Source organism: Xanthomonas sp. JL1 (genome assembly GCF_038405005.1).
The window spans coordinates 26,210-46,943 of the sequence record NZ_JBBYGR010000013.1 but is presented as its reverse complement, the minus strand read 5'-3'; the positions used below and the strand labels follow the sequence as shown (position 1 = coordinate 46,943).

Below are 20,734 nucleotides of genomic sequence, written 5' to 3'. Positions count from 1 at the left end.
GCCATCGGCGCGTAGTCGGCGAATACCGCTTCCACGATCTGCACCAGCGTGCGTTCCTGGAATACCCGGCTGTGCCGGCCCTGCGACAACCACCACGTCCACGGCACCAAGCCTACCCGGTAGCGCGCCAGCCCGCCGTCGCTGCCCAGTGCGTACGCGTCGTGGATCAGCCCCGTGCGCGGGCTTTCATCGCCATCGGCCAGCCGGCTGTACAGCGTCGCGCGCCGCCCCAGCCACGCCTCCAGCGGCAAGCCCGCCTGCGTGCTCAGCACGTCCACCCACCACTCAAAACCGCCGCTCAGCCGTTCCGACCCGCTCCAGCGCTCCACCACCTGGACATCCCCGCCAGGCAGCTGCAAGCGGTATAGGCGACCGCTGTCGGACAGCAAGGCCCCCTGAAACATCAATGCATTCAGTGCTTCCATCACACTACCTCTGTCCTCGGGCCATCGCGCCCCGGGCAACATCGTTTCCTGGCCCTGGACGGCGAATTTAACAGACGAATACTGCGGCGGGCATGACGGTCCCCCGTCTGCGGCACACCCTCAGTTCGGTGCTGCTTGGGCAATCCTGGCGGCTCGGCCGACGTACCGGCATTGCTGCGCCTGTTCTTTCGCGCAGACGCCTTTTGCGCGCAGAGACGGCGTCGCGTTGCACAAACCGACGGTCAGCAGCGACAGCGCGGCGGCGACTGAACACCCGGCCTCTCCATGGTGGATCGCCGTCACGCCGATGCCGTCGACGCGATCGCGCACGCTCTTCATGTACCGATACCGCCGCGAATACGCCGAACAGCAGCAGCGCCACCCACAACGCGCCGACGAAGGCCACGGACGAATAGTTGGCAATACGCGTTCGCATGATCACTCTCCTTGGAAAAATGAAGAAGTCCGCTTCCTTGACACACTTGCGCCGTCTGCATTGTCAGCATTTGCAATTCGAAAACGCCCCGTGGCATCCGTCGGGTCGCGCTGTGGGAATTCCCCCCGGTATACGGCAGCGCAAAGTCGCCGGACGGCACGAACAATAGACCAGGATGGCAGCGTGGTCCACGCGTGCTTGCCGGCCCGGGGATCTTCGATGACAGGGTCAGCGCTGGCACCGGCGCGTCGCTCCTTGCGCAAAGGCAATATAGACCAAGGGTTTGCGCCCACGCCGCCGGCAAGCGGACTCGCCCCCCTCCCCCCCTAGGGACGACGACGTGGCGGCGCCAACCGCATGTGTCACGCCGGAACCGACGGCAGGCCGCTGCACAGCGCGCGCCGCAGGTAGCGCGACAGCTCCATCGCCGCCAGGTTTTTCAGGGAAATCTGACCCGCCGCCCCAATCAAGGCACGCTAGAATCTCCAACGCCCCTTACCGACGAGAACTGCCATGCTGGATCTGGATGCCCTGCTGGCGCCGATTTCCGACCATCAGCCGGCCGGCGAAGACCTGTCTTTCTCCATCGAGTTCGATCGCATCCAGGAAGCCAGACGCTCGGACGATCCGACCCTGGACCAGGGCGAGTGGCAGACCGATATCAAGTATGCGGACTGGTCCAGCGTCGCCCGCCAGTGCGGCGATCTGCTGCAGACGCGTACCAAGGACCTACGCCTGGCCGGCTGGATGACCGAGGCGACCACCCAGATCGACGGCTTCGCCGGGCTGGCGCTGGGTTACCGGCTGATCGCCGGGCTATGCGACCGGTACTGGGACGAGGTGCACCCGCTGGTCGTCGATGGCGACCACGAAGAGCGCATCGGCAACCTGAGCTGGCTGCTGACCAATTCGCTGCATTGGTTGCGCGCGGTGCCGATCGCCTCGGGACCGCAGGGCCGTTTCGGTCTCAACGCTTTCGAGGCCGCGCATACCCGCAGCGCCAATGCCGGATCCGGCGACGACGAAGGCCAGCCCAGCCTGGACCTGCTCGAGGCCGTACGGCGCGATACGCCTCACGATTTCTACCGGCAGTTGGTCGATGCGCTACTCAATTGCGCCGAAGCGCTGCAGTCGCTACAGGCGGCGGTGGACGATCGCCTAGGCATCGACGGACCCAGCTTCAGCGCGGTGCGCGAGCAGGTGGAACACCTGCAGCGCACCGTGGCGCGGTTCGCCCGCGATGCTGGGCTACTGCTGGATGGCGAGGCCGAAGCCGGCCCGCACGACATGCCGGGCATCGGGTTCGGCCCGGCCGCGAACAAGGACGCGCCGTCGGCGCCGCCGCCGGCGCCACGCGAGCCGGGCGGCGCACCGACCACCCGCAAGGAAGCGTTGGCGCAGCTGCGTCAGGTCGCCGAATTCTTCCGGCGTACCGAACCGCACAGCCCCGTCGCCTACTTGGCCGAAAAAGCCGCGCGCTGGGGCGAGATGCCGCTGCACGTGTGGTTGAAGCGGGTTATCAAAGACGGCAGCGTCCTCAACCAGATGGAAGAGATGCTGGACGTCAACCAGAACCTGGAGCAGTAGGTTACGAACCCGCCCCGTCCCCGCGCGTCGCGCGGGACGGCCTCACAGGCGCCTACTGGATCTTGAACTGGATACGCCGGTTGCGCGCACGCCCGTCCGGGCTGGCGTTATCGGCCACCGGTTGGTCGGGGCCCTTGCCCTGCACGTTCATGCGCGCACCGTCGATGCCCTTCTGCACTATGTAGTCCTTCACCGCCTGCGCGCGCGCCTGGCTCAGCGCGAGGTTGCTCTCGCGTTGGCCGACATTGTCGGTGTGGCCGATGATCAGGAAGCGCGCGTCCTTCATCTGCGACATCTTTTCCACCATCTCGTCGAGGATGCGCATGCCCAGCGGCGTCAGCCGCGAGCTGCCACTCTGGAACTCGATGATGCGGTTGCCCAGCGTCTGGTCCAGCACGCCCTGTTCCGAGCCGCCGAGCTTGAGGCTGTTGGTCACCGTGTAGGAGGTGTTGCTGGCCAGGCTAAGGTCACTGGCGACCTGTTGCCGCTGCGCTTCGTTGACTACCTGCCCGCTGATCCGCACCGCCTGGCCGTTGACCTCGAGCTTGCCTGCAGCCACGCGCTTGAGTCCTGGCGACACCATCTTGGCGACGTACTCGCCCCAGTTCGGCGGCGAGGGAATCGACTCGACCTGCACCCGATCGACGATGCGGGCACTGCCGTAGGTGTCACGCAGGTTATTCAGGATGCGGGCCTTGGTGGCCTGATCCGGCACCACGCCCTCCACGATCACCGGGCGTTCGCCGACACCGCCCGTGGCAGGCGTGGCGGCAGGCGCGGCGACCTGGGCGGAGGCGGCGAACGCGGTTATCAGGCCACTCAGGGCGAGGGTTTTGGCACTCAGGTGTCGCATATTCATGTCCCCAGGAAAGTCTCGCCGAACAACTTGCGGGCCGTCTTCAACGCCAGGTCGTCCCGATCCAGATAGCTGGCTAGCTTGTTGAGGTTGTAATCGCTGTGCATGTAGTCCTCGACCCAATCGGCGTCCTGGACGCGGATCAGGAAATCACCGGCCTCGCGTGGGTCCAGCGCTGCGCGCAGCGCCTGGTGGTCGGCACCGTTGAAGCCGATCAGCATGCGCGGTGCAGCATCGTTGCGGATCAGCACCGCCAGTTCGAAATCGCCGCGCGCAACGAAGCAGGCGACGATGTCCAGCCAGAACGCGGCCAGCAGCGGCCGGTACAGCGCGTCCTGCACCAGCGGAAGCTCCAGCGCCTTGTCCACCGACACGTTGCCGCCGGCGAGGATCGGCTGCAGCAGCAGGCCCAGTGCCGGCAGCAGTTTCTTCAACGACACGTCGGGATGGCCGGCCGTGCGCAGCAAAGCCTCGATCGAGCCGACCGTCTGGATATCGAGGAAGTCGTTGAAGGTGGCGTTGTACGCCGACGCGTCGGTGCTCAGCGTGTAGCGGGTGTCGGCGAGCGCGGTGAGCGCCGGGCCGGCATCGTCCGCGACCATCGCCTGCTTGGCCATCCGCGACAGCCCGGACCAGACCTTGGACATCGCAAGCGGACTGCGGGCGATGAACGACAGCGGCTCGCTGGCCTCCAGACGGACCGCCGACAGCAACGGGAAGCGGCGCTGCGACGCATCGCGACTGGGCTGGAAATGCCCGCACAGCACCATCTTGCTGCGCGAGCCCAGGAACGCGTAGTGGATGTCGGGCGCTTCGTCGTAGAGCCGCTTCCAGTCCGGGTTCTGGCTCAGCAGATCCACGCTCAGACCCGCCCAGCGGTCGAGCCAGCCGAGCAGTTGATGGTTGTCGGCCGCGCGCACGAAATCGCCGCGGGAAGGTACCTTGCCGAAGTAGGAGACGCCTACACTGACTTCGCGACTCATTGGCCACCTTCTTGTGCGGACGCACCCGCCGGAACCGAACCGGGCGGCGCAGCGGCCGCTGGCGCATCGGCACCGACGGTTGTCGGGCTACCGGCCACCGTCGCCGGAAGTTGCAGGCCACGCTGCCAGTCCCCCCCCCCGGTAGCCTTGCCGGCACTCTGCACGATGCGCATCTGCACGCTGATGGACACGCCTTGGTCGCTCCAGGTGAAGCGACGGGTGGCATCGTCCACGGGTTCCTGGGCGGCTGCCTTGATCAAGCGGCCAAGGCCATTGTCGCCAGGCGCATTGAACATCTCGACGCTGCGCCCGTCGCTGGTGACCGCGGTGATCTTGGCACCGGGCACCGCACCGGCGTTCGGCCACTGCATGGTCATCCACTGCGGCGGGGTGTTGCGGTAGCGCAGCGTCTGGCCAGAGATGTCGATGGTGTATTCGATCGCGCCTACCGCCGGCGTCGGCAGGAGCTCGAAGATGCTGACGTCCTTGGCCACCGCGCCGGACTGGCCGCTGACCCAGTTGCCGTAGTTGGCCACCAGTTCGCTGGACAAGGTGATGCCGATGCCCGCCCAACGCCGCGATTCGAGCAGGTTGCCGCGCTGGATCACCAAGGTGCCGAGTGCGTCCTTGTTGAACGCGGCGATCGCGCCGCTGGCGCCGAAGATCGCAGCCACGTCGCCGGGGGCGGCATCCACGTCCGTGTTGAGGTTGAACGGATAGCGCTGGCCGATGCCGTTACGGAACGGTTCGTAGACCTGCGCCGCCCACACCCGGTTGATCTCGTTCTCAGTCGGCGGCACCAGCGCGGCGAAGGTCTGGGTCAACGGACGCAGCAACAGCGGACGCATCGCGTCGCGCTGGGTTTCATCCAGCCCGGTCAGCATCTGCTCGTCCACCAGGGTCAGCGCGGCGCTGAGTTCGGAGCCTTCGTTGCTGAAGGTGTCCTGCATCAGCTTGCGCGCGCCGACGCCGATCTGGCCCTGGTTCTTGATCGCGTTCATGCGCGTGCGCAACTTGGCCAACTTGTCGAAGTAGGCATCAATGACCGCCGGCTGGTCCGTGCGCTTGGTCATCAGCCGCGCCAGGCCCTCGAAGGTCTTGCCGATCGGGCCGACCGGCTGCTGCTCAGCTTTGCCGGCTTCGGCCGGATCGCGGCGCAGGATCACCCGCTGGAACCAGGCGACGACCCCGCCGGACGCCTTCTTCGATAAGGCGTCGGCCATCGGGTTGTCCCAGATGGTCTGCTCGTCGATCTTTTCCAGCAGCTTGCGCAACGGCGAGTTGGCCGGATCGCCGATGCGATTCATCCGCGACAGCGCCTGGTCGAAGCCATGGAACGGCGCCACGCTGATCCCCTGGATGAACTTGCGCCACTCCTTGGCGTATTCCTGCTTGTACGCCGTCACCAGTTCGCGCGCGACGTGCTCAGGGCTGCCGGCCAGCGACAGGTCGCTCTGCTCGCTCGTGTCCAGGACCCAGTCGGTGGTGCTGAGCTGCGTATTGGCCGCTTCCTTGATCGCGTCCTTGACGTATTCTTCCCACGCCTCGCGCGAGAACGCCCCGGAAATGGCATAGCTGCCGGTGATCGCGCCGCTGTTGGCTTCCTCGCCGATCAGCGCGTTGACCGTCACCGTGGGGAAGCGCGCCGCCGCGCGCGCCTTGATCTGCGCGAACACGCGTTGCATCGCCGGCTGGCCCTTCATCACCCGGGTCAGCGCCTCGCGGCTGTCGTTGACCAGGGTGACCTTGGTCTGCACCTGCGGCCACTGCGGATCTTCGGCCTGGGCGACGTAGAACGTCATCAGCTTCTCGGCCGCGCGGGTCATCTCCTCGCGGGTCATCTGGCCGCGATTGGCGTCCAGCCAGCCGCGCCAGAACAGGGTCAGCTGCTGCGTCAGGTGCGCGCTCTCCACGTGCTTGCGGTTGCCCAGCATCAGGTAGGTCTTCAGCGCGTTGTAGGCGTCGTTGGTATCGGTCGGCGACGCGTCCTGATACAGCACGCTGTCTTGCTGCGCGGCCTGCTGCGGGCCGGCCGCCTTGCCGAGCCTGTCGCGCTCGCTGACCACTTGCCCCAGGAACGACTCCAGATTGGCGGTGGTCGGCTCAAGCATCACCTGGCGCATGCCGTTGTAGTACTCGGCCAGCAGCTTCTTGCGGATGTTGCCGCCCTGGTACAGGCCCAGCCCGGAGGTGATGCCGCCCTTTTGCTTGTAGCGGTCCAGCTGCTCGAGCCGATCCTGCAACAGCAGCAGCGCGTCGATGCGCGATTGCAAGTCGACCCGGTTGGCCTGCACGCGCACGGCCTGATCCAGATCCTTGGTGGCGTTGTTCACCAGTTGCACGTTGGTGGTGTACGACCAGGTCCACAGACCCAGCGCCAACGCCAGCACGGCGACGCCACCGAGGAAGACGCCGTAGCGCAGGCGGTTCTGGTGCGGGCTGGAGTACTGCCGGACGAGCTGTTTGTCGGTGAAGATGACCTTGCGGAACAGGTCTTTCAGGAAGTAAGCGGTCTGTCCCGACGGCACCGCTTCGCCGGATTGCGCACGCGCCTGCAGCGCGAACTGGCGGCTCACCCGCTCGGAGGCGTGGTGCACGGAATGGCCTTCCTGCAACGCGCTGCTGAAGTAGAAACCGCGGAACACCGGCTTGAACTGATAGGGGTTTTCTTCGAACAGCGTGGCGATGAAGGTGCGCAGCGCCGGTTTGATGCCGACGAACTCCAGCGGCAGTGTCAGCAGGCCCGGCGACACCTGACGCCCACGCTGCATCGCCATGTGCGCCAGGCTCATTTCCTTGAGGCCTTCGGCCAGTTCGTCGAAATGAGTGTCGAAGGCGGCCAGCGCATCGGTATTGGCGGTCGGATCGTAGGGCAGGGTCGCACCCCACACGTTCTCGCGCTCGGACGGATCCAGATTGTGGAAGAATTCGGAGAAGCCGGCGATCAGGTCGGCCTTGGTAAACACCACGTACACCGGCGCGAACACTTCCAGGCGCTGGGTGATTTCCTGCACGCGCTGGCGCAGGTTCTTGGCCAGCTCGATCGCGAACTCGGGCTTGCTACCGGACAGTTCGGCGATGCTGGCGGCGATGATGATGCCGTTGATCGGCGCGCGCGGCCGGTGCTTTTTCAGCAGCGCGAGAAAGGTGAGCCATTCCAGGCGGTCTTCGACACTGACCGAATACCGACCGGCGGTATCAAGCACGATACCGGTCATGGTGAAGTACCAATCGCAATTGCGCGTGCCACCGATGCCCTGGATCACGTTGCCGCGATTGTCCTCGAACGGGAACTGCAACCCGGAATTGAGGATCGCGGTGCTCTTGCCAGCCGCAGGATTGCCAATGATCACGTACCACGGCAGTTCGTACAGCGCCGCCTTGCCCTTGAGCACGCCCAGGCGCGAGGACTTGATCGCCTTGACCGCCTCTAACATGCGCGAGCGCAGCGCTTCGGTGTCGGCGCGGTTGGCCGGCTGCGCGGCGGCGACCGCGCGATCGGCTTCGCCTTGCACCATCGCATCCAGGCTGCGCGCAGCGCGGCGCGCGATGATCCGGCGCACGATCCACACCAGCAGCCATATCGTCAGACAGACCACCAGCACCGCCGCCGCCCACAGGCCAATTTCGCGCAAGCCCTCGGTGCCGAAGTAGGCGACTGCGGCGGCGGCGAGCAAGCCGAGAATCATCCAGAGACGGTAATCGCGAAGGTAATACCTGAGATTGCTGAACATCGGGTGCTGTTCCGGTTAGGCGGCGGACGCAGGCAAGGCGCCGACGTCGGTATCTGGCTGGGGGGAAACACGGGGACTGATGAGTGTAGCGATGCGCAGACCTGCCTGATCCACACTCAGCATCAGTGCCGCATGTTGCTCGGCGGCGACATGGGCATGGGCAAGCGCGAGCATCGCCAGCGGTTGCACCGCGGCCAGATCGCCGGTGGCGGTGGCCAGCGGCAGGCACTGCAAGGCGGTATCCAGATCGGGGCAGACCAGCGCGGCAGCGGCGGCGACCTCGGCCGCCAGGACGGCGCGGTGGTCGGCGTCGCTGAGCACCAAGTCCACGTGGGTGGGCGCGAGCGCGGCGCGCTGCAGGGTCTGCGCCGCCAGTTCGCCGCTCAGCCGCGCACTGGCCTTGACGCTGCCGTCCAGCGGCACCCGGGCGCGCTGCAGCGGATGCAGCACCACGTCGCCGGAAGCGCCCGGTCCGCTGGCCAGCAAGACCCCACTGGCGCCCTCGCCAGGTACGCGTCCATCAGGCGAACGGCGCGTCATCAGCCGCCCGCTTTCGAGCATGTGCTCGAGCTGTGTCTGGTCGATCGCCGAATGGCAGGCCATGACCAGCTGCCAGCCATCCACCGGCGACTGCGCGCCGCGCGCCAGGTGTTGCAGCCGCGACCATGCATCGTCGGCACCCGCCATCGGGATCACCTCCACGGCGAAACGTCGCGGATCCAGGCCATGTTCGCTGGCGGACGCCAGCACCCAGTCGCCCACTGCCTTGTGCAGCGAAGCGGGCCAGTCCGCGGGCAACCACAGCTCGATGCGCAGCACGTTCTGCACCTGCGCCTCGACCCGGTGACGCAGCCCGGCCACCACGCGGTCCTGGGGCTCGGACAGCGGCGGCAGCGCCTGCGCAGCCTCCAGCAACAGCGCCTCGGCGACCGGTTCGAGCAGAGCGATGGCACGCTTGTGATGCTCCAACGGGCCTTCGTTGGCGTCGGCGCCCGCTGCGACCGAGGCGAGCATCGCCGCGGTCGCAGCGGGCGCATCCAGTTCCGGCACCTGCACGACGAAGACCGGCAGCCCGTCCCGGTCGCGGAACTGCTTGTGCAACCCAGGCCACGGCAGATTGCCGCGCAGCGCGAGGATGGCTTGCGGTTGCTGGCCCAAGGCCAGGTTCAGCGCACCGGCAAGCACTGCCGGCGCGGCGCCGGCAGTCGGCGCCAGCGCCTCAGGCGCCGAAGACGAACTCACCGCGGCCGCCTTGGAATCGTTGGGTTCGGTGGCCTTGGCCGCAGCGCTGTCGCCGGCGCGCGCCAGCGCGCGCCACCCCATATCGCGCAGCAGCCAGCTGCCGCCCAGCAGGCCGGCTGGCAGGATGCCCAGATACATCAGCATCTGCATGCCGTTGGGCGCGGTGCCGCTGCTGCGCCAATAGAAGATCGAACCGCCCCACGCCACACCGAAAAACGCGGCGGCCGACAACAGGTTCCGAAAAATTCCGGACATTAGCATCCTCGTTCCATGAGTGGATTAGGCATCGACGGGAGCCGAATTACCTCGCGTCGTCATCCGATGCCAGTCGTTCCCTGAGTGGAGATAAGTATACCCCCGCAGGCGGTCTTGTCGCCGTGCCGAGCCACCGGCTTGCCGTCGATCATCACCGTGGCGTCCCCGCTGGCGATCTCGGTCTGACCGTGCACGTTGCACACCACCTTGTCGCCGATACGCGCCACCGGCTTGCCGTCCACATCGGTTTCGGCCGAACCTGTGACCACGCGCCCGCCATGATCGAGCTGATCGCCTACAACAATAAAAGGTCGTGACATAAGTATTGCCTCCATGGTCTTTGTGCCGGGGCCGGTCCGTCGCCGCCATCCCCCCCGTGGGACGCGATCGCCGCCACGCAGGAGAAGATAGCAGGAGTTCAGCCACGGCTCACCCTTGGGCCAATTCAGCGCGCTTGGCGGCGCGGGCGCTGCGGCAGGCGTCCAGCTTCTCCAGATGCACGTAGTCCTTGATACTGCGCCAGCTGCCGCCCCACTCCAGCCCGGCCTGCTGCGCAAGCTCGCCGTAGAGGAAGTAGGCGCGTCTGGTCCACGGATCGCCCATGTCCCACTGCAGCTTGCCGTCGCGCAGCGGCGCGCTGTCCACCGCCAGGCCATACTGGTGGCAGCTCTGCCAAGAGCCGGCGCGGGTGGCACGGCCGCCGCCCATCAACTCGGCCTGGCGCTCCGGGCTGCGATAGCCCTCCACTAGCACCATTTCGTAGCCGTACTGGCGACGCATGACCTCGTAGATCGCGAGCACGCGCTGTTGCAGGTCGGCGTCGATGCTTTCCCAGCGCCGGTCCGCGGTGACGATCTCCGGGCGGGTGCGGCGGATCTCCTCGGTGGTGAATACCTCCGGCGGCGGCGCCAGCGGCGGCACCAAGCGTTCGCCGCGCAGCAGTTGCGCCACCATGCTGCTGGATTCATTCATGTCGTCGGCACGGAAATCCTCCAGCACCACGTTCTGCCGGACCAGCAGGATCACGCTCGGCGGCAACAGCAAGAGCAGCGTCGCGCACAGGATGACCCAGCGATGGCGCCGAAAGAAATCCGTCACCCCGCCGATCCCGCCGCGCACCCCCTCGCCGACTCCGCCAGCGCTGCGGCCCACGCGCTGGCCGACCCGCCCGGCGCCTTGCCGAAGGCCGCGCAGGCGCTCGCCTAACCAGGCCTGCACCCGCTCCAGCGCCTCCGGAAACAACAGCAGCCAGCAGGCGATAGACACCACCAGCAGGAAGATCACCACGCCCGCAACGACGACTGCCACTACATCCTCCTGATTATGCTGATGATTCCTGTGCGGTTGACGGGCCGGCGCCAAGCACTAGAATGAAGATAGACAAATCCCCGGCGCTCGCCGAACAAGGGCTGGATTGCACTTGAATAATGGCCGATTAAATCGACCGAGTCTTCTTTCGGGCCGGGGACAGACCCAGCCACTCGGCTCCGGGCGCATTTTGGCCGATATGGAAGGCCGCGCAACCAGCGCGCCATCCAGCGTCCGTGTCAACAAGGCGCCGCGGACCCACCGCACCCGCTTGGTGCTGATCGCCGTCCTCGGAGTGGCGCTGCTGGGCGCGGCGTTCACGGCGCTGCGCTGGAATGCCGGACGTGCCGAGGCCGACGCCGAGTTCGACGCCTACACCACCGTACCGGCAACCGACACCGTCTCTCCGGCCAATCCCGCAACGGCCGCCGGCACCGGCACCACCGCCACAACACCGGCGCCGGGCGGCGCAATGATCGTAGACGACAACGCCGTCAGCGATCCGACCCACGCCGTCGACGGATTGCCCCGCGCCGCATCCGCCAGCACCACCAGCGCCGCGACTGCGCCAGCCAAGCCGGCTGCGGCCGCCTCGCAGCGCAAACCACGCGCTGCGCCGGCCAGCGGCAAGCACGTACAGGACGACAGCAGCGACCTGCTGGCCACACTGATGGGCATCATCAAGCGCGACGAAAAGCCGACGGCAAAACAAGACTCGATTGATTCGCTGATCGCGAAGATCCAGGCCAATGACAGTAAGAACGCGACCGAGACCGACGCGGCATTCGACGCAATCGGCTCGCGCTCGGCGTCGACCAGCTCCAACGTGCAGAGCCAACTGCGTCAATGTCCCGACGCCAACACGATGGCTGGCCTGGAGTGCCGCAAAAATATCTGCGCAGCGCTCACCGGCAAAGATCCGGCCTGCCCGGCGCACTGACGCGGCGCATCGCAAGCGATTCCTCGCCATTGCGGCCATGGGCGCCACGTCGCTGCACTATCTGGCGCCGCCACGCGAAGTAGTATGGGTCGGGTTGCGCTTGAACACGCGCCGGCCCAGCGCGTCGCGCTCGATGGCGATGGGCGCGTCGTCGTTGATCGTCACCTCGACCACCTGGTCGCGCAGGTCTTAGCGGTACTCCACCGTGTGCCCGACGTCCGCCCGAGTTTGAGTAGCACCTCAGTTTGGAGTCCAATTCCCTATCCCGAGGAGATTGGACGTGAAGAAGCGTTTTTCCGAAGAGCAGATCATCGGCTTCCTGCGCGAAGCCGAGGCCGGCATGCCGATCAAGGATCTCTGCCATCGGCATGGCTTCAGTGAGGCCTCGTACTCCCTGTGGCGCAGCAAGTTCGGCGGCATGCGCGTACACGATGTCAGCGGCGCGATCGTGCATGACAGGCGGCACTTCGAGCGGTTGCTGGATGCGGGTAATACCGCCCGCACGATTCGTGTCGATGGCGCTTATGCCGATCGAGACCCTAAAGCTCGCTTGAAGGAAGAGGGATATCGCGTGGATATCCAGCACAACGGTACACGCGGCAACCCATTGAGCCGGGCGCAGCAGCGTCGCAATCAGCGCATCGCCAAAGATCGGGTGTTTGTCGAGCACGCGTTCGCGCGACTGATGCACCAAGGTGGCAAGTGCCTACGCACGCTCGGCTTGGCACGTGCGAAGGGGGTGATCGGGTTGAAGGTTGCCGGCCATCACCTGCTGCGTCTGGCGCGATTGCAGCAGGCCGGGATGCGGCCGGGATGAATGCCGCAAACCGGAAGAGCGCATCGCGCGTTGCATCGGCAAGCTGAGAGCATGGCCGAACATGGCAGATTGCTGATATTTCGAAAGCTATAGTCAGCGCCATGCATGCGCTGCATCGGCTCCGACCTGGTTCTTCGAGGTGCCCTAAATGGTCAATGCAGCAATCCTGCCGCTGCACCAGTGCGAGTCGGCCGCAAGCTCAGGCAGTCAGTTGTATCCCCAGCGCAGCCGCCGCCACACGCGCCTTCTCGCGCGCAGCATCGATGCTGTCCGCGCGCGCCAGGGTGACACCGACGCGGCGATGACCATCCACGCGGGGTTTACCGAACAGGCGCAATGCGGTGTTCGGATCGCGTAGCGCGTCGGCCACGTTGTCGAACACCGGCACGCCATTGCCGTGCGCCAGCAACGCGCAGGATGCGGAGGGGCCGCTCTGACCGATCACGCCGCCGTCTTCTGCGCCCACCGGCAGGCCAAGAATGGCGCGGGCGTGCAGCGCGAATTCGCTCAGTTCCTGCGAGACCAGCGTGACCAGACCGGTGTCGTGCGGGCGCGGCGACACTTCGCTGAACCACACTTCGTCGCCCTTGACGAACAATTCCACGCCGAACAGGCCCCAGCCGCCGAGATCGTCGGTGATGGCCTTGGCGATCTCCTGCGAGCGGCGCAATGCAGCGGCCGACATCGGCTGCGGCTGCCAGCTTTCGCGATAGTCGCCGTCCTGCTGCCAATGTCCGATGGGATCGCAGTACGAGGTGCCACCGGCATGGCGCACGGTGAGCAAGGTGATTTCGTAATCGAAATCGATAAAGCCTTCGACGATGCAGCGGCCGGCGCCGGCACGCCCTCCGGTCTGCGCGTACTCCCACGCCGCATCGATATCGGCTTCGCTGCGCAAGGTGCTCTGGCCCTTGCCCGAGGACGACATCACCGGCTTGACCACGCATGGCAGGCCCACTGCCGCAATCGCCTCGCGGTAGTCGGCAGCGGTGTCGACGAAGCGATACGGCGAGGTCGGCAGGCCCAGCGTTTCGGCAGCCAGCCGACGGATGCCTTCGCGGTCCATGGTCAGGCGTGCGGCACGCGCAGCGGGGATGACTTTCTGGCCCTGCTCGCGTTCCAGTGCCACCAGTGTTTCGGTATGGATCGCTTCGATCTCCGGCACGATCACATGCGGCCGCTCGCTGGCGATCAGCACGCGCAGCGCTGCGGGGTCGAGCATATCCAGCACGTGCGAGCGATGCGCCACCTGCATCGCCGGCGCATTGGCGTAGCGGTCGGCCGCGATCACTTCCACGCCGAAACGCTGCAGTTCAATCGCCACTTCCTTGCCCAGCTCACCAGAGCCCAGCAGCAGCACGCGGGTGGCGGAAGGCGACAGCGGGGTGCCAAGGGTGGTCATGGGCGCAGTCCAGAACGAAGGGGGGCGCCATTCTAACGGCTGCCAAGGCCGACGCCGGACGAACGACTGCTGCTTGCCTGATATCATATTGATATGGTTTTCCAACTCCACAAGGACTCGCCCTCACGAATAGAGAAGACGATCGGTTCGTTACCCGGCATTCCCGTCGTTCTCGTCGCAGGCGCCGGCCTTGGCGACGCTGCGCGCGATGGCGGCCAGCTATCCGTACGACCAGCACGAGGACGACCAGATCTCGCTGCGCAGTCATCCGGCCGAGATCAGCGAGCAGCTCAAACGCCATCTGGACGAGCGCCTCACTCAGGCAGGCGTGGACGTGATCGAAGCGCGCATCAGCCACCTTGCCTACGCACCGGAAATCGCCCAGGCCATGCTGCAGCGTCAGCAAGCCAATGCCGTGATTGCCGCACGCTCGCGCATCGTTGCTGGCGCCGTGGGCATGGTCGAAATGGCGCTATCGGAACTGCAGAAGAACGGCGTGGTGCAGTTGGACCAAGAGCGCAAGGCGCATATGGTCAGCAACCTGCTCACCGTGTTGTGTTCTGATCGTGGGACCCAACCGGTGGTCAACGCCGGCTCGCTGTATTGAGGCAAATCGATGAATGTCATGGTGCCCCTGGTGGTTGCGCTTTCCGGCGTGCCCGCGCTGGTGATCGCCGCGTCTATCGGCGCGGACGATGACGACCGCGCACGCGGCCTGGGCCTGCGCTGGGCGCTGATCAGCCTAGTGATCCTGGTCGGCGCCGCGTGCCTGTATTGGGCTGGCGACAATCGCGCCGGCATCTATGCGGTGGTGATCGGCATGATCATCGGCGTCAACGTGCTGATCGTGTCGATGGTGATGCACCTGCGCCGGCACGGCAGCGGCAGAGACGGCGAATGAGCGAAAAAAAGGCCTACCCGCTGCGTATCAACGCCGATGTGTTGGCCGCCGTGCAGCGCTGGGCCGACGATGAATTGCGCAGCCTCAATGCACAGATCGCGTACGTGCTGCGGGATGCACTGCGCAAGGCCGGGCGACTGCCGAAGCCGCAGGCTGAGAAAGACTCCGGCCCTTGAATGCGTTCAAGCGTGATTGATGGCGAAAGGGCGACTGCTCCAGTCTCGGTCGAACTCTCCGTGGACGCATGCAAGCGCTCACCGCACTGCGCACTGGCAGCCCTCACCCAGCACCGGCTAAGCTGGGCGGATGCGCAATTGCCCACGTCTGCTCCTCAATACCAGCACGATCGAACTGTGGCCGGCCGATCTGTTGCGCGCGCGCGGCAACGCGGATGCGCGCGTGCTGGCGCAGGCCGATTGGCTATTGCGACGTAAGCGCGATGGGCGCTATCTGGCGGCGCATCTGCCACAAGGCATGATGCCGTTGATCCCGCGGCTGGCACGCGAGCCGGGCCTGGATGACGCGTTGGACCGTCTGCAGACCGCCAGTGGCCGCGCCGGCCAAGTCCTCGACGACGTGCTTGCGATCGACGGATTGCAGCGCCGACTGAGCCAACTGGGACTCGCTGCAAACGACTATGCTGAGCAGACCGGTCTGCAACTGATCGCCGAACCGGTTGCCCTGCAGTTTGGCGGGCGCGATCGCTTCGGTCGTCCGCTGTGGCTCAGTGCCGGCGCTGCGCGTGCATGGCGACAGCTGCGCGCGGCTGCGCTGCGCGCGGACATCGTGCTCGATGCGATCTCCGGCTACCGCAGCCACGACTACCAACTGGGCATCTTCGAGCGCAAGCGCGCGCGCGGGCTCACCCTTGAGCAGATTCTGGCGGTCAACGCCGCGCCAGGTTTCAGCGAACATCACAGCGGCGACGCCCTGGACATCGGCACACCGGGCGAACCGCCGGCCGAGGAATCCTTCGCAACCACGCCTGCATTCGCCTGGTTGCGCAACAACGCGAACGCGTTCGGCTACCGCCTGAGTTATCCACGCGACAACCCGCATGGCATCGTCTACGAGCCGTGGCACTGGCGTTGGTCGGCAGCGTAAGTCGGCGGCACCTCATGCGACGCGACACAACCGACCGTCGCGTCGGCCCCGCGTGCGAGCGCGCTACTCCTGCGAACGCGGTGTCGGCACGTTCGTCGCCACGCTGAAGTCGGCGATTTTCCACAGATAGAACGCGGCGTAGGTGCGGTATGGGCCCCAGCGTTCGCCACGAACGGCCAGCTCCTTGGGGGTGGGCATATGCTCCTGCTTGTCCACGCGCTGCGCACCTTTGCGCACGCCCAGGTCGTCGATGGGCAGCAGATCCGGGCGGCCCAGGCGGAACATCAGCATCATCTCCACCGTCCAGCGGCCGATGCCGCGCACCGGCACCAGCGCGTCGACGATGGCGTTGTCCTCCATGAAAGCGAGCCTGCGTAGCGACGGTATCTCACCTGCGCTTTCGCGCCGCACCAGATCGCGCAGGGCCAGCGCCTTGTTACCGGAAACGCCGCAGGCACGCAGTGCTGCATCGTCGATGCGACCGAGCGTATCGGCATGCAGCCGCTGCGCGCCGATCGCCACTTTCACCCGCGCCACGATGGTCGAAGCCGCCTTGCCGCTGAGCTGCTGAAACAGAATCGCGCGCGCCAGCGCATCCACCGGATCAAACGGTTTGCGCCACCCCGGCTGCGGGGCGATCGCGCCGATGCGCTTCATCCACGCGCCCAACGCGCGGTCACGCCGAGCAAGATGCGCGAACGCAGCCTCCACATCGAATCCGCGGGCGTGGCGCGGCATGCTCAGTGTCTCAAGGCGCCGATGGCCAGCACCACCCAGCCCAGCATCAGGCCACTCCCGCCAATCGGCGCCAGGCTGGTCGGCCAATGCAGCAACGCACCGCCAACCAGGCTACCGGCGAACAGCAAGGTGCCGAGCAATAGCAAGTACAAGCCTACCTGGCCAAGCGCGCGCGTTTCGGTAGCACCCAGCACGGTGAGCACCGCGCCATGGCCAAATGCATACAGCGCCGCCAGTTGCAGTCGCGACTGCACCAGTGCATCAGCCACGCCGTGCGAGGCGTAGGCCGACAGACCGACGGCAGTCGCAGCCAACAGGCCGCCGCAGAACGCCAGCAGCGAAGCGTGTTTCTTACGACGATCGAGCAACGACATGCAGGCAACTTCCATGGCAGCGCCGTAGCGCAAAAAAAACGCGCCGCAGGGCTGCGGCGCGTTTTCGGTCTGGATCAGGTCATCGTGCTGAGACGATTACTTGATGGCCCAATAGACGTCGTACGTGCCGTCCTGTGTGAACGACTTGTCCACACCACCCTTCCAGGCTTCGTACGGACGATCGGTCACATCCATGCCGCTGGTGACAGCCCATGCACGCAGCGAGTTACGCACTGCATCCAGACCGGCCATGTGACCTGCATAGGTCGCAAATGCCGAACGGTGCGCCGGAACGCGCTGGTACTTCACCGGTGCTTCAGAGGGGATGTTGAGCTTCAGCTCGTCGCCCGTTGCAGCCACTGGCGTTGCATCGACCGGTGCAGCGGCAGCAGCGCCGTCCTTCTTGGCGTCGGCCTTGGCGGTGTCTGCCTTGGCGTCGGTCTTCGGAGCGCCACCAGCGCGCTTGCGCACCGGCTGCACGACGTCGAACGCGTACTTGTCGGAGGCAAAGTCAGTGGTCACGATGCGCACCGGACCAGCCGCCTCAAGGCCGTTGGAATCCATGACGCGCTTGATCCACTCCTGGTTGTCCTTGATCGACTTCTTGATCGTCTCATTGTCACGATCGATGTTGCCCGCGGTGACGACCAACAGGTCCTCGGTTGGCACATCGACGATCTTGAGGTCGCTCAACACCGGCTTGCCGTCGAGCTCAGCGCGGTAGTCGAAGTTCGGAACAGTGGCCAGTACGGTCGCAAGCCGCGACAGACCCAGCTTCAGGTCGTCGCCCACGTGGCGACTGACGTACAGGCCGGCATAACGCCCGAACAGGTTCCAGCCGTACTTGACGCTGTAGTCCTGGGTGATCTTGACGTTCTTGTTGTTCTTGCCGGTCGGCACCAGGGTGAAATTGGTGACCTTGTCGTAGCCCTTGGTGGGATCTTCGATCGCGATCTCAACACGCTCGTTCTTGACGCTGTTGGTGATCTCCCAGCTGCCGTTACCGATATAGCCCTCGGTGGAGCTGTATTCGACGCGTGCACCCTTGCCCTCTTCCGGGCCGGCCAGCTTCAGCTGGATCTTCGGGTCACGCAGCACGAGCGGGTTCCAATCCTTGAAACGACGGAAGCTGTTCACTGTGTCGTAAACAATCGTCATTCTGCGGTTGGTCTCAACACTCTCGGACATCTGCCGCTCCGAGGGCAACACCAAGCCCACCACGACAAACAAGCCAGCCACGATCCCCAAGGCGATCAGGAACTCGATAATACGGGTCATTCAGGAGGTCTCCGGGGCCGATCCCACGGCCGGGTTGAGTGAAGCGAAGCCACCATCCTAGCAGGCTTCGAGAAAGATGTTCAGTTGTGCGACGGGTAGCGCGGTCTTACGGTGTCATTCATCGCGCAACACGACGCGTGGGGGATGCGCAATCCCAACCTGCACAAGGGTTTGAGCGATTGCGCGCCGCTATCATGCACATCGCGCGCTGCGGGTGTGTGATGTCGCATTTGCCGTGCGGCATTGCACGGCCCCATAGCGCGGCTTGAACGGGGCGGCGGCGCCCTGAATGCGATTCCCCGCCCTGCCGCCGGCACGCGCACATCGAGGTCAGCGGCGGCGCGCCAACCTCACACCAACTGCAACTCGAACGCCTTCAGCACCGCGCGAGTGCGGTCGCGTACGCCGAGCTTGGAGAGAATGTTGGAGACGTGGTTCTTGATGGTGCCCTCGGCCACGCCCAGCGAGTTGGCGATTTCCTTGTTGGAAAATCCGCTCGCCATCAACCGCAGGATCTCGGTCTCGCGGTCGGTGAGCGGATCGGGCCGATCCAGGCTGACGAACTCGTTGCGCATATGTTCCAGGCCCGACAGCAGGCGCTGGGTCACCGCCGGCTGCACCAGCGAGCCGCCGTCGGCCACGGTACGAATGGCGCCAACCAGCTGTTCCAGCGAGACGTCCTTGAGCAGATAGCCCTTGGCGCCGGCCTTGAGCCCGGCCAGCACCAGCTGGTCGTCGTCGAAGGTGGTCAGGATGATCGTCGGCGGCAGCGTGCCGTTACGCGAGAGCATCTGCAGCGCTTCCAGGCCGGACATCACCGGCATGCGCATGTCCATCAGCACCACGTCCGGCTGGATCTGCGGAATCTGCTCCACCGCCTGCTTGCCGTCGGAGGCCTCGGCCACCACTTCGATCCCGTCGTCCAGCGCCAACAGCGAGCGGATCCCCTGGCGCACCAGGGTTTGATCGTCGACCAGGCACACACGGATCATCACAACACTCCTTGGGTCACGGCCGCAGGCATCAGGGCCGGCGCGCCTGGAACAGCGATGCGCAGGCCGAAGCCGTCACCCCGCCGGGTTTGGATCTCAAGCTTCCCACCATACTGGTTCAGCCGCTCGTGCATGCCGCGCAGCCCGTTGCCGGGGGCGACCGCATCGGCGCCGTGGCCGTCGTCGCGCGCGTCGATCAGCACCGTATCGGCGTCGCGGCGCACCTGAATCCACAAGTTGCGCGCGCCGGCATGGCGCACCGCATTGGTGATGATTTCCTGGGTACAGCGCAGCAACACGTGGGCGCGCTCGGGGTCGTCCAGGGTCAGCGGCTGGGCGATATCCAGATGGATATCCAGCGACGGCACCTGGGTGACCAGCGGGCGCAGCGCCGCTTCCAGGTCGATCGCGCCGCTGTCGCGCAGATGGCTGACCGCCTCGCGCACATCGGTGAGCAACAATTTGGCCAGCGTATGCGCCTGGCGCACATGTTCCTGCGCCTGGCCCTCGGTGATATGGCCGGCCACTTCCAGATTGAGACTGAGCGCGGTGAGGTGATGGCCGAGCAGGTCGTGCAGTTCGCGCGAGATGCGGGTGCGCTCGTTGATGCGTGCGCTTTCGGCCAGCAGCGCGCGGGTGGCGCGCAGCTCGGCGTTGAGCCGGCGCTGTTCTTCGCGCGCATCGGTCTGCTGACGCGCCACCAGGCTGGTGACGAAGATGAACATCGAAAAGCCGCCGTACAGCAACGACTGCATCAGCGCGGCAAACAGGGTGAAGTCCGGGCGCAGGTAGTAGAACACCGGCAGCACCGCCAACTGACTCAGCACCAGCCACAGCACGCCCACGCGCAGCGGCAGCAGCCACGGGATCACCCCGGCCGCCACCATCATCAGGATGCTGCCAAGCCCGGTTCCACTGAGATAGCTCACCGCCAGCGCGCAGATGGTGAGCAGCAGCAGGATCAGCCGGTCGTACCAGTGCGCGTGACCGCCGCTGTTCAAACCGCGGGTCAGCCAGAAGTAGCTGGCACCGAAGCCAATGAAGAACGCCGACATCATCACCGCCTCGGCCACGCTGCGGTGGTCGCCCTCTTCGGCCGGCGGCCAGTACGTATACACCAACGGCATGACGATCATCGCCCAGGTGAACAGGCCGGCGAAGCGCAGGACGCGCGTATGACTGAGATATCCCAACATGTCCGCATCTTAGGCGTAAGCGACCGCGCTGCCCTCTTGCCGGAAGTCATGCATGCGGCAGGTGGACGCGGATGGGCTCAGCGGCTGTGGTAGCAGCAGAGGCGGGAGTGCTGCGCGGCGATGCATACGGATGCATGCCGCGCGCCGGACCGATCGCGTGCGCTGG

General features: G+C 65.7%; 20 protein-coding genes and 2 pseudogenes. 8 read left to right on the top strand and 14 right to left on the bottom strand.

What is annotated here, in order from left to right; genetic code table 11:
• Together WJW29_RS03495 and WJW29_RS03490 are read right to left on the bottom strand one after the other, a co-directional pair.
• On the bottom strand, positions 1–425 hold a 425-nt coding region (locus tag WJW29_RS03495), incomplete at its 3' end, for a contractile injection system protein, VgrG/Pvc8 family (protein WP_258523073.1).
• A gap of 120 nt (positions 426–545) precedes the next feature.
• Positions 546–764 carry a hypothetical protein gene (locus tag WJW29_RS03490; protein WP_011409223.1) on the bottom strand — a complete coding sequence of 73 codons (219 nt, stop codon included), beginning with the start codon at positions 762–764 and terminating at the stop codon, positions 546–548.
• A 610-nt stretch (positions 765–1,374) separates the two neighbouring features.
• Between WJW29_RS03490 and tssA the strand changes: the two genes are divergently transcribed.
• The gene (gene tssA, locus WJW29_RS03485) at positions 1,375–2,448 is read left to right on the top strand and encodes a type VI secretion system protein TssA (RefSeq protein ID WP_011409224.1); all 1,074 of its coding nucleotides are present in this window, start codon (positions 1,375–1,377) and stop codon (positions 2,446–2,448) included.
• 52 nt (positions 2,449–2,500) lie between these two features.
• On the opposite strand, the gene WJW29_RS03480 is transcribed toward tssA, so the two are convergent.
• The 6 genes from WJW29_RS03480 to WJW29_RS03455 all read right to left on the bottom strand — a co-directional run bounded on the left by WJW29_RS03480 (position 2,501) and on the right by WJW29_RS03455 (position 10,826).
• Positions 2,501–3,307: an OmpA family protein gene (locus WJW29_RS03480; RefSeq protein WP_012444331.1), complete on the bottom strand. Its 807-nt coding sequence runs from the start codon at positions 3,305–3,307 to the stop codon at positions 2,501–2,503.
• On the bottom strand, positions 3,304–4,287 hold the full coding sequence (gene tagF, locus WJW29_RS03475; protein WP_011259979.1) for a type VI secretion system-associated protein TagF: 984 nt from the start codon (positions 4,285–4,287) through the stop codon (positions 3,304–3,306). Before tagF ends, WJW29_RS03480 begins: the two co-directional genes overlap by 4 nt.
• Positions 4,284–8,021: a type VI secretion system membrane subunit TssM gene (gene tssM / locus WJW29_RS03470; protein ID WP_042465176.1), complete on the bottom strand. Its 3,738-nt coding sequence runs from the start codon at positions 8,019–8,021 to the stop codon at positions 4,284–4,286. Before tssM ends, tagF begins: the two co-directional genes overlap by 4 nt.
• 15 nt (positions 8,022–8,036) lie before the next feature.
• Positions 8,037–9,518, bottom strand: coding sequence for a hypothetical protein (locus tag WJW29_RS03465; protein WP_011259981.1), 1,482 nt, complete (start codon positions 9,516–9,518; stop codon positions 8,037–8,039).
• A gap of 59 nt (positions 9,519–9,577) precedes the next feature.
• Entirely contained in the window at positions 9,578–9,838 is a 261-nt protein-coding gene (locus WJW29_RS03460) for a PAAR domain-containing protein (RefSeq protein ID WP_011409228.1), read from the bottom strand.
• A 109-nt stretch (positions 9,839–9,947) separates the two neighbouring features.
• Positions 9,948–10,826, bottom strand: coding sequence for a M15 family metallopeptidase (locus WJW29_RS03455; protein WP_011259982.1), 879 nt, complete (start codon positions 10,824–10,826; stop codon positions 9,948–9,950).
• Positions 10,827–11,100: 274 nt separating this feature from the next.
• Here WJW29_RS03455 and WJW29_RS03450 point away from each other — a divergent pair, with 274 nt between their 5' ends.
• From WJW29_RS03450 to WJW29_RS03440, 3 genes and pseudogenes are all read left to right on the top strand, one after another.
• Entirely contained in the window at positions 11,101–11,766 is a 666-nt protein-coding gene (locus tag WJW29_RS03450; protein WP_228329761.1) for a hypothetical protein, read from the top strand.
• A 262-nt stretch (positions 11,767–12,028) separates the two neighbouring features.
• Positions 12,029–12,199 (top strand): annotated as a pseudogene (locus WJW29_RS03445) (transposase); the annotation flags it as partial.
• Entirely contained in the window at positions 12,185–12,583 is a 399-nt protein-coding gene (locus WJW29_RS03440) for a transposase (protein ID WP_143704877.1), read from the top strand. The pseudogene WJW29_RS03445 and the gene WJW29_RS03440, both read left to right, overlap by 15 nt.
• A gap of 199 nt (positions 12,584–12,782) precedes the next feature.
• Here the strand turns inward: WJW29_RS03440 and purT are convergent, their stop codons facing one another.
• Positions 12,783–13,985 (bottom strand): formate-dependent phosphoribosylglycinamide formyltransferase, encoded by a 1,203-nt coding sequence (purT, locus tag WJW29_RS03435; RefSeq protein WP_011409230.1) that lies wholly within the window; start codon positions 13,983–13,985, stop codon positions 12,783–12,785.
• Between the two features lie 199 nt (positions 13,986–14,184).
• On the opposite strand from purT, the pseudogene WJW29_RS03430 reads away from it, so the two are divergent.
• The 4 genes and pseudogenes from WJW29_RS03430 to WJW29_RS03415 form a co-directional block, all read left to right on the top strand.
• A pseudogene (locus WJW29_RS03430) lies at positions 14,185–14,592 on the top strand (SPFH domain-containing protein); the annotation flags it as partial.
• Between the two features lie 9 nt (positions 14,593–14,601).
• On the top strand, positions 14,602–14,886 hold the full coding sequence (locus tag WJW29_RS03425) for a hypothetical protein (RefSeq protein ID WP_011409232.1): 285 nt from the start codon (positions 14,602–14,604) through the stop codon (positions 14,884–14,886).
• Positions 14,883–15,062, top strand: coding sequence for an Arc family DNA-binding protein (locus WJW29_RS03420; protein ID WP_011259988.1), 180 nt, complete (start codon positions 14,883–14,885; stop codon positions 15,060–15,062). Before WJW29_RS03425 ends, WJW29_RS03420 begins: the two co-directional genes overlap by 4 nt.
• A gap of 130 nt (positions 15,063–15,192) precedes the next feature.
• Positions 15,193–15,990 (top strand): M15 family metallopeptidase, encoded by a 798-nt coding sequence (locus WJW29_RS03415; protein WP_011259989.1) that lies wholly within the window; start codon positions 15,193–15,195, stop codon positions 15,988–15,990.
• Positions 15,991–16,053: 63 nt separating this feature from the next.
• On the opposite strand, the gene WJW29_RS03410 is transcribed toward WJW29_RS03415, so the two are convergent.
• From WJW29_RS03410 to WJW29_RS03390, 5 genes are all read right to left on the bottom strand, one after another.
• Positions 16,054–16,728, bottom strand: coding sequence for a DNA-3-methyladenine glycosylase (locus tag WJW29_RS03410; protein ID WP_011259990.1), 675 nt, complete (start codon positions 16,726–16,728; stop codon positions 16,054–16,056).
• A 2-nt stretch (positions 16,729–16,730) separates the two neighbouring features.
• Complete coding sequence (locus WJW29_RS03405; protein WP_027703302.1) at positions 16,731–17,117, bottom strand: DUF423 domain-containing protein; 387 nt, start codon at positions 17,115–17,117, stop codon at positions 16,731–16,733.
• 81 nt (positions 17,118–17,198) lie between these two features.
• Positions 17,199–18,380: an SRPBCC family protein gene (locus tag WJW29_RS03400; protein ID WP_011259992.1), complete on the bottom strand. Its 1,182-nt coding sequence runs from the start codon at positions 18,378–18,380 to the stop codon at positions 17,199–17,201.
• A 350-nt stretch (positions 18,381–18,730) separates the two neighbouring features.
• Entirely contained in the window at positions 18,731–19,372 is a 642-nt protein-coding gene (locus WJW29_RS03395; RefSeq protein ID WP_010371538.1) for a response regulator transcription factor, read from the bottom strand.
• Positions 19,372–20,568 (bottom strand): sensor histidine kinase, encoded by a 1,197-nt coding sequence (locus tag WJW29_RS03390; protein ID WP_011259994.1) that lies wholly within the window; start codon positions 20,566–20,568, stop codon positions 19,372–19,374. The genes WJW29_RS03395 and WJW29_RS03390 overlap by 1 nt, the downstream gene beginning before the upstream one ends.
• Between the last annotated feature and the right edge of the window lie 166 nt (positions 20,569–20,734).

What these genes read in the sequence shown, in the direction of transcription:
- WJW29_RS03490 (WP_011409223.1), bottom strand. Translation starts at nt 764, where the DNA reads ATGAAGAGCGTGCGCGATCGCGTCGACGGCATCGGCGTGACGGCGATC.
- tssA (WP_011409224.1), top strand. Translation starts at nt 1,375, where the DNA reads ATGCTGGATCTGGATGCCCTGCTGGCGCCGATTTCCGACCATCAGCCG.
- WJW29_RS03480 (WP_012444331.1), bottom strand. Translation starts at nt 3,307, where the DNA reads ATGAATATGCGACACCTGAGTGCCAAAACCCTCGCCCTGAGTGGCCTG.
- tagF (WP_011259979.1), bottom strand. Translation starts at nt 4,287, where the DNA reads ATGAGTCGCGAAGTCAGTGTAGGCGTCTCCTACTTCGGCAAGGTACCT.
- tssM (WP_042465176.1), bottom strand. Translation starts at nt 8,021, where the DNA reads ATGTTCAGCAATCTCAGGTATTACCTTCGCGATTACCGTCTCTGGATG.
- WJW29_RS03465 (WP_011259981.1), bottom strand. Translation starts at nt 9,518, where the DNA reads ATGTCCGGAATTTTTCGGAACCTGTTGTCGGCCGCCGCGTTTTTCGGT.
- WJW29_RS03460 (WP_011409228.1), bottom strand. Translation starts at nt 9,838, where the DNA reads ATGTCACGACCTTTTATTGTTGTAGGCGATCAGCTCGATCATGGCGGG.
- WJW29_RS03440 (WP_143704877.1), top strand. Translation starts at nt 12,185, where the DNA reads ATGCGCGTACACGATGTCAGCGGCGCGATCGTGCATGACAGGCGGCAC.
- purT (WP_011409230.1), bottom strand. Translation starts at nt 13,985, where the DNA reads ATGACCACCCTTGGCACCCCGCTGTCGCCTTCCGCCACCCGCGTGCTG.
- WJW29_RS03425 (WP_011409232.1), top strand. Translation starts at nt 14,602, where the DNA reads ATGAATGTCATGGTGCCCCTGGTGGTTGCGCTTTCCGGCGTGCCCGCG.
- WJW29_RS03420 (WP_011259988.1), top strand. Translation starts at nt 14,883, where the DNA reads ATGAGCGAAAAAAAGGCCTACCCGCTGCGTATCAACGCCGATGTGTTG.
- WJW29_RS03415 (WP_011259989.1), top strand. Translation starts at nt 15,193, where the DNA reads ATGCGCAATTGCCCACGTCTGCTCCTCAATACCAGCACGATCGAACTG.
- WJW29_RS03410 (WP_011259990.1), bottom strand. Translation starts at nt 16,728, where the DNA reads ATGCCGCGCCACGCCCGCGGATTCGATGTGGAGGCTGCGTTCGCGCAT.
- WJW29_RS03405 (WP_027703302.1), bottom strand. Translation starts at nt 17,117, where the DNA reads ATGGAAGTTGCCTGCATGTCGTTGCTCGATCGTCGTAAGAAACACGCT.
- WJW29_RS03400 (WP_011259992.1), bottom strand. Translation starts at nt 18,380, where the DNA reads ATGACCCGTATTATCGAGTTCCTGATCGCCTTGGGGATCGTGGCTGGC.
- WJW29_RS03395 (WP_010371538.1), bottom strand. Translation starts at nt 19,372, where the DNA reads ATGATCCGTGTGTGCCTGGTCGACGATCAAACCCTGGTGCGCCAGGGG.
- WJW29_RS03390 (WP_011259994.1), bottom strand. Translation starts at nt 20,568, where the DNA reads ATGTTGGGATATCTCAGTCATACGCGCGTCCTGCGCTTCGCCGGCCTG.